This window comes from Metaplanococcus flavidus (genome assembly GCF_042675885.1).
Lineage (GTDB): Bacteria > Bacillota > Bacilli > Bacillales_A > Planococcaceae > Planococcus > Planococcus flavidus.
This window is the reverse complement of sequence record NZ_JBHTKI010000007.1, coordinates 1-13,471: the sequence shown is the minus strand read 5'-3', so window position 1 is coordinate 13,471 and position 13,471 is coordinate 1. Positions and strand designations below refer to the sequence as shown.

At 43.6% G+C, this 13,471-nt stretch carries 14 protein-coding genes and 1 pseudogene; 5 read left to right on the top strand and 10 right to left on the bottom strand.

What is annotated here, in order from left to right; translation table 11 throughout:
- Positions 1-51: 51 nt before the first annotated feature.
- From ACFQ1X_RS03960 to ACFQ1X_RS03930, 7 genes are all read right to left on the bottom strand, one after another.
- A complete protein-coding gene (locus ACFQ1X_RS03960) occupies positions 52-249 on the bottom strand; it encodes a hypothetical protein (RefSeq protein ID WP_144840316.1) in 198 nt (65 codons plus the stop codon).
- 228 nt (positions 250-477) lie between these two features.
- Entirely contained in the window at positions 478-1,077 is a 600-nt protein-coding gene (locus ACFQ1X_RS03955) for a TetR/AcrR family transcriptional regulator (RefSeq protein ID WP_144840317.1), read from the bottom strand.
- A 188-nt stretch (positions 1,078-1,265) separates the two neighbouring features.
- Entirely contained in the window at positions 1,266-1,757 is a 492-nt protein-coding gene (locus ACFQ1X_RS03950; protein WP_144840318.1) for a DUF1648 domain-containing protein, read from the bottom strand.
- Positions 1,758-1,910: 153 nt separating this feature from the next.
- Complete coding sequence (locus ACFQ1X_RS03945; protein WP_144840319.1) at positions 1,911-2,798, bottom strand: YsnF/AvaK domain-containing protein; 888 nt, start codon at positions 2,796-2,798, stop codon at positions 1,911-1,913.
- Positions 2,799-2,918: 120 nt separating this feature from the next.
- Positions 2,919-3,839 carry a YsnF/AvaK domain-containing protein gene (locus tag ACFQ1X_RS03940; RefSeq protein WP_144840320.1) on the bottom strand — a complete coding sequence of 307 codons (921 nt, stop codon included), beginning with the start codon at positions 3,837-3,839 and terminating at the stop codon, positions 2,919-2,921.
- A 141-nt stretch (positions 3,840-3,980) separates the two neighbouring features.
- Entirely contained in the window at positions 3,981-4,631 is a 651-nt protein-coding gene (locus ACFQ1X_RS03935; RefSeq protein ID WP_144840321.1) for a vWA domain-containing protein, read from the bottom strand.
- A gap of 100 nt (positions 4,632-4,731) precedes the next feature.
- Complete coding sequence (locus ACFQ1X_RS03930; protein WP_144840322.1) at positions 4,732-5,634, bottom strand: HD domain-containing protein; 903 nt, start codon at positions 5,632-5,634, stop codon at positions 4,732-4,734.
- 334 nt (positions 5,635-5,968) lie between these two features.
- On the opposite strand from ACFQ1X_RS03930, the gene ACFQ1X_RS03925 reads away from it, so the two are divergent.
- On the top strand, positions 5,969-6,469 hold the full coding sequence (locus ACFQ1X_RS03925) for a COG4315 family predicted lipoprotein (protein ID WP_144840323.1): 501 nt from the start codon (positions 5,969-5,971) through the stop codon (positions 6,467-6,469).
- An 82-nt stretch (positions 6,470-6,551) separates the two neighbouring features.
- On the opposite strand, the gene ACFQ1X_RS03920 is transcribed toward ACFQ1X_RS03925, so the two are convergent.
- Positions 6,552-7,751, bottom strand: a complete 1,200-nt coding sequence (locus ACFQ1X_RS03920; protein ID WP_144840324.1) for a cation:proton antiporter — start codon at positions 7,749-7,751, stop codon at positions 6,552-6,554.
- 199 nt (positions 7,752-7,950) lie between these two features.
- Between ACFQ1X_RS03920 and ACFQ1X_RS03915 the strand changes: the two genes are divergently transcribed.
- Positions 7,951-8,685, top strand: a complete 735-nt coding sequence (locus ACFQ1X_RS03915) for a Bax inhibitor-1/YccA family protein (protein ID WP_144840325.1) — start codon at positions 7,951-7,953, stop codon at positions 8,683-8,685.
- Positions 8,686-8,816: 131 nt separating this feature from the next.
- On the opposite strand, the gene ACFQ1X_RS03910 is transcribed toward ACFQ1X_RS03915, so the two are convergent.
- Positions 8,817-9,335 (bottom strand): DUF421 domain-containing protein, encoded by a 519-nt coding sequence (locus tag ACFQ1X_RS03910; RefSeq protein WP_144840326.1) that lies wholly within the window; start codon positions 9,333-9,335, stop codon positions 8,817-8,819.
- Between the two features lie 694 nt (positions 9,336-10,029).
- Positions 10,030-11,325: an L-lactate MFS transporter gene (locus ACFQ1X_RS03905; protein ID WP_144840327.1), complete on the bottom strand. Its 1,296-nt coding sequence runs from the start codon at positions 11,323-11,325 to the stop codon at positions 10,030-10,032.
- Between the two features lie 518 nt (positions 11,326-11,843).
- Here ACFQ1X_RS03905 and citZ point away from each other — a divergent pair.
- The 3 genes and pseudogenes from citZ to ACFQ1X_RS03890 form a co-directional block, all read left to right on the top strand.
- Entirely contained in the window at positions 11,844-12,959 is a 1,116-nt protein-coding gene (gene citZ / locus ACFQ1X_RS03900) for a citrate synthase (RefSeq protein WP_144840328.1), read from the top strand.
- An 81-nt stretch (positions 12,960-13,040) separates the two neighbouring features.
- On the top strand, positions 13,041-13,229 hold the full coding sequence (locus ACFQ1X_RS03895; protein WP_379081440.1) for a hypothetical protein: 189 nt from the start codon (positions 13,041-13,043) through the stop codon (positions 13,227-13,229).
- 8 nt (positions 13,230-13,237) lie between these two features.
- Positions 13,238-13,471, top strand: a pseudogene (locus tag ACFQ1X_RS03890) (IS3-like element ISErh1 family transposase); the annotation flags it as partial.

Below are 13,471 nucleotides of genomic sequence, written 5' to 3'. Positions count from 1 at the left end.
ATGAAAAATCCCGGATCTCAATTTTAATGAGATCCGGGATTTTTTATGTTTTTAAACTCCTAATGCTTTCTGATACAGCCAGGTTTTCAAATTTCCGATGGAAGGAAAATGAATGGATTCTCCAGTTGTTTTATTTTCCGCTTTGACAATGACATCAAATTCATTTGGAGTGAATAACCAGCCTTCATTCATTAGAGTACGCGTCATTTTGACAACCATGCTTGAACCTTTGATCGTTTCTAAACTCATCGGTCTCAACTCCTCTTTTGGGATGAATTGCTTTTATAGTTTATTTCAAATTCAAAGTAATTAAAAGTTTATTGTTTTATACCTTCTTTTTTCATTTTCTAAACCTCTATTTTTTAAACAAATATTTATATTATGTAAACTTACTTCATTCTCTATTCTCTATATAAACTTTGTATAACTATTTTACTTTTAAATTAAAATGCGTCAAATTTAAAGCAGGAGTAAAAATTAACCCCCACTCCCCTCTTTGCATAGGGATTTGATATGTGTTTCCAATATGTTCCGGGCTTTATCCGGTTTAATGTCGCTCCCCCGAAGCATCAGATCCATTGCCAGACCATCCATTAAAGAATAAAGCCTGTCAGTTTCAAGGCTCAGATCCACGTCCTTCTTCAGCAGATTGAGCATCACGAGGTTCGACATGATGGATTTTACTGCCTGATAAATGCTGTCGCGGCTTGAATCATATGATTTATTCGCGTATTTTGTCTGCAATTTGAATATTAACCTGGCTTCCGTCGCTGCTTCCTCCCTTCCAGCTGCAGGCAACAAACCATTCAATACATTGAGGATTTTTTCCTGAGGCGGCAGATCCATCATGAGAAGTTCGGAAGTCCGCTCAGCCAGCTCTGCATGAACAAGGTCTTCCGTAAATGCCAGAAGCTCTTCCTGCGATGCGAAATAATAACGCAATGCTCCAAGAGTAATACTTGCCTCCTTTGCTATATTCCGTACAGATGCCCCTCCCACGCCCTCCTTTAAAATTATTTTCCACGCGGCATGTGCTATATCCAATTTTTTGGTTTGGTGATCGATAAGTTTTGGCATATATCCATTTTATCAGAATACTTTTATAATTCAATAAATACAATACGGTTGTATCAAATAAATATCGCTGCCAACTTCAATTTAATACACTTGTACTATCAAATAGTTAATAACTTTGCTGCTCTGTGGATAACCATGTTTTCCTGTGGGTTACTGGCTGACTGCTTTCCACAGGCTTTTTCTGCTCTTCACATGCGGAGCATTCTTATTAGAAATATGATCATGCTGCCGAAAATCACGAACAGGAATACGGGCATGAAAAAATAGCCCAATCCTTCTGCCGCTCCGTTCGCCACACGAATGTCCTGGAATATCAGGAAGCTGAACAATAAGACAGATTCGTTTTTCAAGACATTAATCATGAGCTTTGCATTGCGGTATTGTGCTTCTAGATTGTCCTGTCTGAGATTTATGTAGTTGAAGGTATGCGGGTATTTTTCCACTATTGTCATCAGCACCCAAAGACCGGCACCGACCAGCGGCAAGATCCACATCTCAATTTTGCTTCCCCATCGATCAACCATCCCTGATGAGTCATAATGTCCCGGCACTTGATCCGGCAATGATGGATATTGTACGACCAGGTAAATGATGACCGCTAAAAAGAGCAGCAAAGTCACCCAGTCCAAAAATATTGCAAACAAGGATTTAGGTACATTAATTGCAGGCTGTTTTATCATCGGGTTCTCCTCCCCTCCCTCTATAAATACGGAAAAATGGTGAGTAAGTTTCAATAACGGGCAGAAAACACCTGAAGGATTTCCACATAAATAAAAGCCGTACCGGAAATTCCGGAACGGCTTCGCTATTATTTGAATCACAAACAGAGTCGTTTATAATCCGCGTTTGCGGTCGTCATCATCGAACAAATCATTGTCTTTGTTTCTGCTTTTGTTTGTGCCTTCATCAACATCTGCTTCTTCACGGCGAACGGTTTCACTGACATGCTCCGTGTCTTTGACTTTGCGTTTGCCCACGACGATTTCCTCACCGACGACTTCATCTTTCGATACATTTAAACGCTCTTCATTGACATCCACATGAATCGAATCTTTTTCGCCAAGGCCATCGCGGTCTGTAGTGCCGGTTCCTGTTTCATCATTGACAGGCCGCCGTTCCACATATACTTCTTCACGCTGTACCGGCACGTCGACTGACTGTTCTTCTTCCACAACATGCTTGCCGACATTCACTTCACCAGTTTGTACCCGCTCTTTATCGACGTTCAATCGTTCTTCATGGAGTTTCATGCTTTCTTCATTGCCTCTGTCCAAGTCAGAAGTATTGTCTCTGCCCAAGTCGGATGTATTGCTGCGGCTTAGGTCTCCGCCTGCACCTGTCGTGCTTCCGGTTCCAAAAGTTCCTGATCTGCTGCCAAAATCCCGGTCCACATATAATAGGATGCGGCCATTTTCCACATGGCTGTTGTAATCGGAACTTTGGTTTCTGTCATCACTTACATTGCGATAAGAACTGCGTTCCGTATCGTCGCTGGAGAACAGATTTGTGAATTTATCTTTCCAATCACTGTCTTGGTCTGAAGACGTAATGTTTGTTCTGGTTTTGTCCTGCAATGTATCGATGTCGGCTCCATTTTTGGCAACTACGTACATATCTTCTTCGCGGTATCCCTGCTCTTTCAATTCTTCAATTTTATTATAAACCTGAGCCTGCAATTCAAAAGTACCTACTAATTTGTCATTGTTATTGTTGTTCTTCATCATAAAACCTCCAATAAATTGTGATTTTTTTGTAGATGAAACTATAAATTGTCTACCCTGCACGGCCTATATTAAACATTGCCGAATTTAATGGAAAATCCCGACGATGAATTTTGCCGCTTATTTCTTTCGATCATTCGCAGGTAAATTGTTTTCATCGATATCCACTTCTTCACGGCGAAGAGTTTCTGAAATATGTTCCGTATCGCTGATTTTCCTTTTGGTGACTACAATCTCTTCTGTGACCACTTCTTTTTTCGTCACCACGAGCCTTTCTTCGACAACAGGTATGTGAAGTTCATCACCCACCTGGTACGGCTCTTTTTTAATTTCTGCATCTCCGTTGCCATTGTCCATCATCGGCCTTCTTTCAACCACCACGTCATCCCGTTCTACCGGCACATCCATCTGTTCCTGCTCTTCAACAATTCGTTTGCTGACGTTCACTTCACCGGTCTGGACACGCTCTTTGTTGACTGCCAGCTGTTCTTCGTGCAGTAACAGGCTTTCCTCTTCAGTTCCGGAAAGTTTCTTTCGCCGCTCTTTCCTGCTCATTTTGGCCGGTTCCTGAAAGTCGTTGTCCCGGTTAAATGAACTGCCCACTCCTGCAGAGTCAGAAACATTATGGGTATCTGTGTATTTTTCGTCTTCTCTGTATGTCTCATCAGTCGATAAAGCCGTTCCTTTCCTATCGGACTCCGTATAGACTTCATCATCCGCAAAAAGGAAAATTTCTCCGTTTTCAATACGCCGATTATAATCTTCCGCTTCCTCCCGGCTGAACCCCATTTCTTCAAACACATTCTTTAACGTGTGGTTACCGGAAAACATCTCTTTGAATTTTTCGATCCATTCCCCATCCTGTTCCGTACTGAAATGCACATCCGAATAAGAACGCAAGGCATTGATCTGCTCATTATCCTTGGCAATAACGTACATATTATCAGTTGGGTAGCCGTCGCTTTTCAATTGCTCAATATTTTCCTGCACTTCCATTTGCCCGCCGAAAAAACCGAATCGTTTATTACCCTTTTGATCCATTGTTTACATACCTCCAACAATCGATTTGAAATAAATTTCTCCGTATAGATTCACTACCCTTTGCCTTTTCAATCAAAACTACAGGATATTAAGGCAATCAAAAAAGCCTTCTCACTGAGGAGAGGCTTTATAAGTTCTGAATTATTTTTTCGGACGGGATTTAAAATCTTTTTCAATTTCCTTTTTCCAGTTGCGGTCGATTGATTGGCCGGTACGGAACGAGGTCACCGCTTCGCTCAGGACTTTATAATTCAGCTGGGTGCCTTCAGCGTCTGCGTGGTACTCGACAGCAAAGTCCTCTGCCACACCGAATTGCTTCGCTGTAGCGACAGCATCGATGTTCGCCCCGAGAAAGATGAATTCCCAATTGCCTTCCTGTTTCTGCGTTGCAATCATTTCATGGATTTTCCGGTAATTATACTCGCAGCTCGAATTTTCCATGCCATCCGTCGTGATGACGAACATCACCTTGTCCGCTCGTTCCCGTTCCATCGTTCGCTGTTGGGCATTGTTTATTTTTTGGATTGCCGAGCCGATGGCGTCCAATAGAGCGGTAGTGCCGCCAACTTCGTAATCCTTTTCTGTAAGAGGTGAAATTCCTGTCAGCGCAATCCGGTCATGCAGCAGTTCATAGGACTGGTTGAAAAGAACAGTGGTAACCCGCACTTCGCCGGGCAGGTTCCGCTGCTTTTCGACCAGCGCATTAAAACCGCCGATCGTGTCCTTCTCCAATCCGGCCATTGAACCGCTCTTGTCGAGTATGAATACCAATTCTGTCAATTCATTTTTCATTTTGCGTTCCTCCTCAAGTTTTCTTTACAACTTAAGGATACGATTTTCAGCTGGGGATTTGGTCGCTTCGGAAGCGACATTTGGAGCACCCTTAATAGCTCTAATCCCCGTTTGTCTGTTTTGCTATTCGGCGAAAAGCATCCGGTGCAATAAATTGCCTGAAATATTTCAGAAAAAGTTCGTCACTCCAGGCAAGGCGGTGCTTAAGTTCCTGAAGATAGGCGTATGCCTGAATTCCGTTCCCCTCCGCGAGGGTGAGTTCCAGGTTGGCGTCCTTTAACAGAAGTTGAACTGGCAGTAATGTTTCATCCTGTGCCGACGCAAATTCAGATGCCGCATTCTGCAATTCTGCTATGAAATCGTCCAATCCTGATTCCATCAATTCTTCCCGCTCTTTATCAATGTGTGAATGGAAGGTATTAAACAGGAGTTGAATATCATGCAGTTTCAGCCGCTTTTTACCGATGAAAAGCTCCATCGCTTCTTCTTCCAACTTTCTGAGCAGCGGGATTTCTTTTTTCCTATTTTTTAACGCTCCGATGATACCCATGTAATACCAGCATTGATCACGTTTTCCTCTATTGAACCTTTGCCATATTCTTTCTCCTTGTTTTTGTACATCTGCATGAATAGAGCGCAGGTTATGCAATTTATCCGCCAGGATTAAGTGCAATTCTTCAATGGAATGAAGCGGCAATCCCTCGATGGTATGCTGTTTCCGCAATTCCCAGGATAGAGACTTATCCGGTTCAGAAGCGGCTTTTACCAGCATCAGAATGTCCTCCCCGAAATTTTTGAAAAGCTCCTCCTCTGTTGCATCCGTATCTTCAAGCGTATCATGCAACAGTGCCGCAACTACAATCTCTTCTGTCTGCGCTTCTTCCACCAGAATCATTGCAACAGCAAATGGATGAGTAAAATAAGGGGTATTCGTCCCTTTCCGATATTGGCCATGATGTTTCACCGCTGCAAAACAGATTGCATTATCGATTAGCTGACTCATTGGATTCCTCCGTTCCCGATCAGATATCGAAATTTTCTTTTTATTTATCTTATCATATGCAGACAGCGATCAATGCCCTGTTTTTCTCTGCCGGATGGATGAACCCACACGCAATGTCTGCTGCCCTAATGCAATTGAATGGAAAAGAACTGAATATTCAGTTAAACTAAAGATAATTCATTTCAGAAACGAAGAAATTTTTGAGCTGCAGCGCTCATCCGAAATTGAAATCCTTGACTGGCAAAGGGGTAATTGTTATGAATTAACCTTTCTTGCTTTAAGTTTCCATCGACTGCCTGCCTTCACTGGTAAAATTTGAAAAGGGGTGTTGAAAATGGAAAAGCGGTTGTTACTTTTCATTGTCATATTCATGGTTGCAGTATTGACGGCCTGCGGCAACGGCGAGGGAGATACTACTGGTGGATATTCAGGTCCAGATGATAAACCTGATGAACCCATAGTTTCCGAAGAAGGTGAACAATCCGCCCAGACGCTGCAATTGATGGAAAACGAAGATACTGGTCCCTATCTGGCCGATTCAGATGGGATGACGCTGTATTATTTCACCAATGACGAAATGGATACAAGCAATTGCACCGGCGACTGCCTGGTCAATTGGCCGGCATTCACTGCGTCTGAAGTAGAAGTTCCGGAGGGTTATGCAGAAAGTGATTTCAGCACGATTACGCGGGAAGACAATGGGGAAATGCAAGTAACTTATAAAGGTTATCCCCTCTATTACTTCATCAACGATATGGCAGAAGGTGATGTGACCGGCCAGGGAGTGAATGATGCCTGGTATGTTGTAAACGATGAAACCGAGTTTCCCGAATAAATCGAATACTCATCTCCAAAAGGCCGCCGCTAAAAATTAGCAGTGGCCTTTCTTATGCATTTGCAGATCCACAACTAAATGATCATTGGAGATTTTTCAGCACTTTGGACAATGGATAGATGCCAACGCTTTGGATCACCAGCGACAATAGAATAACGGCAAATGCCAAAGATACCAATATCTGATCTTTTCCTGAAGCTGTTTCTTCCAACCATAGCAGCAAAGCCACCGACATGGCCCCTTTTATGCCCGACCACGTAGTCAAAGTGATGGTGGAAAAATCGTTTTTGAATTCATGCCTCCACCGGGGTACGCCGTAGATGAAGCCCCCGATGACCAAATATCGCACAATGAGCGACAGGATGAAAATAACGACCGCAAAGCCCCATCCAGAAAATACCAGGTAATCAGCACCTCGTATGCCGATCAACAGGAACAATACCGCCAGTAAAACAGGTGTAACAATGTCCCAAAACCCATCGAGTGACTTTTGTAAATTATCTTCTTTGATTTCCTTGCTCAACTCATAAGCGATAAATATACCGGCAGCTACTGTTGCCAGCACGCCGGATACACCAATCGCTTCGCCGATATAAAAAGCCCCGTATGCACCGACGACACTTAATATGACCTGATACTTTTTATCTTTCGTAAAACGGATTGTGCTGCTCATCAGCCAGCCTGCCAGCATGCCCAGCAGGATTCCACCGATGGATACCAGCAGAAGTTCCAAAATGAATTTTCCGACGGAAAAGCCATTACCCGTCTGTAACATTGTCAGGAAGATGGTGAAAAAGACGATGCTGGTGCCGTCATTGATCATCGACTCCCCTTCCACCACATCGGCTATCTGCTCGGCGCCGCTGCTTTCTTTCAAAATTGTCGTCACTGAAACCGGATCAGTCGGTGCCAGAATGGCAGCGAGCAGAAAAGCTGCTGTAAAAGTTACACCGGTGAACAACGCCCCGGCAAAATAAATCGACAGACCCAGCAATCCGACTGTTGCAATTAATCCCAGTGTACTCAAAGTTGTGATGATCCCTATATTTTTCCTTAATTGCTCCAAAGGAAACTGATAAGCGGAAGTGAACAGGATTGCCGGCAGAAATACATGAAAGATAATATCTTTAGATATATTAAAACCATCAAAATAAGGTACGAAGGACAAGCCCAAGCCTATGATGACCAGTACGACAGGTACCGGGAAATAGTTCTTTTTGATATCGATTGTGTAGATGATGTAGCCGATAAATAAAAGTATCAGTAATTGATGGGTAATCAAGACAATGTCCCCCTCTCGTTTTTAATGTACTATTTCTCTAATTACCTAAAAACCAGCAATCAAACTTACCGGTAAAATAAAACCGGATCACCGCGGTGTACATTGATGATCCGGTCCTGTTGTTATGAAATTATAATTTGGTCAATCAGAACATACAGGATATAATGATTCTGCTCGCTAAAATAAAGAGGTGAAATTTTTGAGAAGCGGAAATCCAAGTTTGAAAAAAGAAGCATTTGAAAAATTCGACCATGTGGATACTAACCAGACAATGACCATCCGGGGAACGGTGAATAAGACATTGATCCTTCTGCTCCTTGTATTGGCTACATTTGTCTATTCCTGGAACCAATTTGTCACCAACCCCGGAAGCGTCCTGCCGCTTATACTTATCGGTGCAATCGGAGGCTTGATCGTTGCCATCATAACTATTTTCGTCCCGAAAATCGCACCTTTTACCGCACCGCTTTACGCGCTGCTGGAAGGATTATTTCTAGGGGCCATATCTGCACAATACGAAGCTCAATACGGAGGAATCGTATTCCAGGCTGTTCTTCTGACAATGGGTGTGCTGTTCAGTCTGTTATTTGCCTATAAATCCGGTTTCATCAAAGTGACACAGAACTTCAGACTTGGTGTGATCGCTGCCACAGGCGCCATTTTCCTCGTCTATATCGTATCGTTCGTCGGGGGATTTTTCGGATTCAACGTCCCTTATTTGCATGACTCATCTCCGATCGGCATTGCCATCAGTGTTGTCATCGTCATCGTCGCCGCATTGAATCTCGTGCTTGATTTTGATTATATCGAAAATGCCGCCAATAACCGTGTTCCGAAATATTTTGAATGGTACGGGGCTTTCGGATTGCTCGTCACGTTAGTATGGCTCTATCTAGAAATTCTTCGCCTGCTGTCCAAGATACGGAGCCGGTAACAAAACTACTCCAACAGGCAGGATCGCATGCTTAAGCTACTGCCATCTGTGTTCAAGCAAATTATGTAAAAATTTCAAATGCCCGTCATTTCCTCGCTGCCAGGCGGAGAAGTGGCGGGCATATTTCATGTTTAATGGTGTACATCTATGAGGGTATCTTTGGCTCCTGCCTCGCTTTTGGTTATGATGGACAGTTTCCCATTCCCTTCCAAAACTATAACTTCGATTTTTTCCATTGAACCAATGCCCTGCTGTCGAACAGCATTTCTGATTTCGCTCTTCAGAACCCGTTCTTTGTCCATAACTTCTTCACAATATTCACCGTTAACGTACAGGAACGTTGGAGTGGGATTTATGATTGCTCCAAACTTTTTTGATTTCATTTCCATTACAGCTATGAACAACTGGATGAGTGTGAGCATGCCTAGAACAACTGCGCCATCGGCAAAAGAAATCTTATCGGTAACCAGAATGGTCGCAATAGTCGAACCATAAGCAACAGAAATAATTACATCGAACATGTTGTACTGTAACATGGTCCTCTTTCCGGAGAGTCTCATTATGAGAATGAGGTATCCGTATATGAGTATCGCCATTATGACAATCCGGACAAGACTTTTCCATCCATCAAACAGTAAAGTTTCAAGCAAAGTTTCCCCTCCTCTGTATTAATGCATCTTATCAAGTATGATTCGGATTTAAAATGAAGTGGGTTAATTTCGGGCTTCGTTTACATAAAATTTTTCATATCCCTCTGTTTTGAACTACAAACCCACTCATAAAGCGATTACCCCACATAGAACTTTTGAAAACTTCTTACCCCCAAGAAATAGTTGAACTATTTCACGTAATTTTTAACAGCATAAAAATAGCAGCCCGCTTTTCATACGAACTGCCTTCAAACCTAAAAAGCTGATCCCGAAACCGTTGTGGTTTTCGGGATCAGCTTTTATTTTATTTATATGTCAGTTGAATTGAAGAATTAATAATTGTATATTGCTTCGGCGCTATGGACAAGGGCAAAGATTATGCTCCTGCGCACAGCTCGTCGCAGAAGGACCAATGCAAAGATTATGCTCCTGCGCAAGCTTGTCGAAAATGAAGGCGCACCTTCGCTAGGAAAGTAACTTTGATTGAGAGAGTATCTTAGATATGGAGCAAAACAGCGCAGACGCCCAGGGGACCAAGCGAAGTGCTGAGATCCACTCGGGCGAAGTGAAACGAGACCGAGTTAGCTCAGCGCGAGCCCCCAGGCAAGCGAAGCTGTTTTGCGGAATATCGGATCCAATACATTACTAGTTCAATTTATGGAGATTAATGTTTCTGCTGCTGCCTATTCAAAGTTTAGCTGTTCCCCTCTTGCGGACGGAGTTCTTCTGAAGCGGCTGTCACTTTTTCCGCTTGCCCTTTTCCTTCAATCCGCTTGATGTCCCAACGGATCAACAGGGAAATCAGGAATGCGATGGAAACCAGGACAATGAATACGTAAAACACCGGAACATAACTGTCAGTCCGGTCTCTGATCTGTGAAACGATTGCCGGGCCGATGATGCCGCCGAGCGACCAGGTCGTCAATAGATAACCGTGGATTGCACCCAATTGTTTGGTACCGAAAAGATCTCCGATAAATGCCGGAAGATTCGAAAACCCGCCGCCATAGCAGCTGACAATAACCAGTATCAATGCCTGAAATACCAGTACATTGGTAATGTTCGGAAGCATTATGAACGCAACGATCTGCAGCCCGAAGAAAATCGTAAAGACGGTTGGACGTCCGATGTAATCAGAAATCGCAGCCCAGCCGAGTCTGCCTCCGCCATTGAAAATTCCCATGATACCGACTAAGGTAGCTGCGCCTGCTGCTGACAAGCCAATCAGCTCCTGTGACATTGGTGACGCAACAGAAATAATCATGATGCCGGCACTGACATTGACCAGCATCATTGACCAGACCATCCAGAAGCGCCGTGTTTTCACCGCTTCTTTGGCAGTCAATTGTTCCAGATCCTTTTTCATTACTTTCTTTCCGGAATCGATGGCCGCCTGCATTCCTTGCGGCATCCAGCCGGATGGCGGCGGCGCAATATAAGACGCTCCCAATACGATCAGGATAAAATAACTGATTCCGAGTATATAGAAAGTCGTGCTGACACCGAATGTGCCGATCAGATTAGCTGCAACAGGTGCAGTAATCAGCGCACCAGCTCCAAAGCCCATAACCGCCATTCCGGTGGCCAATCCTCTGCGGTCCGGGAACCATTTGACAAGAGTTGAAATAGGCGCGATATAGCCGACTCCCAATCCAAGTCCACTCAACAAACCGTATGTAAGAAGGAATAGTCCAAGCGATTCGATCTGAATAGCTAAGCCTGCACCCGCTTGTCCCAGACCGAATAAGAATGCTGCCAGTATAGCAGACTTTCGTGGTCCTCTTTTCTCGACAAATCCGCCGAAGAATGCTGCCGAGATTCCCCCAAGAGCCATCATGATCGTGAAGGCATAGGTAACTTCTTTTGCTTCCCAGCCCATCTCACTGCTGATTGGTGTTGTATAAACACTATAGGCATAAGCTGCCCCGATTGATAGCTGTATCGCAATTGCCGCTAACGCGATCAACCATCTGTTTTTTGTTTTTCCCATCGAACAACCTCCAGTTTTGTAGAATCCGCCTCATTACTTTAGAAGCAATGATTCTGACAATACAGGCTTATTCAAGATAAAACAATAACTATTTTAAAATTAATAGTTTCAAGAGACCAAAATGAGCAGTCAAAACCAGTGAACACTTGGGAAAACCTCTCCTAATAATTTTAATTGAACGAAATAAGTTATAAGGAAATAATGTTTTTTTCTTCTCACGGCTATTTTTTATGTGTATATCCTTGTTAAAAATCCATAATTTCCTGCTTCAGTACTTGATTACGCTGCTTCAATCGCCATTTAGGCAATCACAATCATTCTGTCCGGAATTTTCTTTAAATTAAGTTACAGTGAATAAACAGCACAAATTAGCCACATTTACTAAAACTGCCATATTGACAATTTGGACAGAAGGAAATCACCGGAATGTAAACGCTTACCGGTCGCCTGCACAAATCATTAATGCTGAGTACTTTCGCACAACTAAGGACTTAAACAAATTTAAAGGAGAGATTCAAATGACAACTACAAAAGGTTTAGAAGGTGTAGTAGCTACACAATCCGCCATCAGCTCAATTATCGATGACACACTTACATACGTGGGTTATGATATCGACGATTTGGCCGACAACGCCAGCTTTGAAGAAGTGATTTATCTTTTATGGCATCAACGCCTGCCTAAAAAGGAGGAATTGGCTGAACTTGAGCAGCAATTAGCTGACAATATGTCCCTGCCCCAAGCAGTATTGGATCATTATAAAACCTACGATATCAAAACTGTTCATCCCATGGCTGCACTGCGTTCAGCTGTTTCGATGCTTGGCTTGTTCGATGATGAAGCTGAAGAGATGAACCCGGAAGCGAATTATCGTAAAGCGATCCGCATCCAGGCGAAAATTGCAGCTTTGGTGACTGCATTTGCCCGCGTCCGCAGCGGCCAGGAACCGATTGCACCAAAAAGCGATTTGAGTTTTGCAGCTAACTTCCTTTATATGCTTTCCGGAAACTTACCCGCAGCTATCGAGGAAGAAGCATTCAATAAAGCGCTGGTTCTTCACGCCGACCACGAATTGAACGCTTCGACATTCACTGCACGGGTTGCAGTCGCGACTCTATCAGACGTCTATTCCGGCGTAACGGCCGCAATCGGCGCATTGAAAGGCCCCCTTCACGGCGGCGCGAACGAACAAGTCATGAAAATGCTGACTGAAATCGGCTCGGTCGATAATGTGGAATCTGTCATCAACAAAAAACTGGCAAACAAAGAAAAAATTATGGGCTTCGGCCATCGCGTCTACCGCAAAGGCGATCCGCGAGCAAAACATTTGCGCGATATGTCCCAAAAGTTGACGAAGATCCGCGGCGAAGAGAAATGGTATGACATGTCGGTAAAAATCGATGAAATCGTCACTGGCCAGAAAGTTCTTCCTCCAAACGTTGATTTCTATTCCGCTTCTGTCTACCATTCATTGAACATCGAACATGACCTGTTCACACCGATTTTCGCAGTATCACGCACATCCGGCTGGCTGGCTCACATTCTTGAGCAGTATTCAAACAACCGCCTGATCCGCCCTCGTGCAGAATATATCGGACCAGGAATGCAGACATACGTTCCTGTTGAAGAGAGATAAAGATAAAACAAAAAAGGCGGTTCCTGTAAACACAGGANGGAGAAGCATGGCATCAAAAATAAATCACAGATTGAGACGTGGATGAGATGGTACCGGGCAAATGAAATCCACCGGTTCGACCAACCGGCCGGCAAGCAATATTCGTTTGGGCATGGGCCGGAATTCGCGAGTGAAGACGAGAAGAAAGATCGCCAAAATGCGCATTTGAAAATGGAGAATGAGATCTTAAAAAAGTATTTGGAACTGCAAGAGGAGTTGAAAAAGAAGTAATTCTTCAATTGGTCGAAAACTACCGAAAAAAGTATACGGTGACGGCCATTTTGTCTGCGTTGAGTGTCCCGCGTTCTACTTATTACCGGTGGCTCGCCGATGGCGTCACAAGCGTGTTGAACAAAGTGGAAGAAGCAATTATCACGTTGTGCAGGAAAACGAAGTATCGTTTTGGGCATCGGAAAATCAAGAAATTATTGAAGGACGATTACAAGCTGGATCGGCATCGCAATACGGTTCAA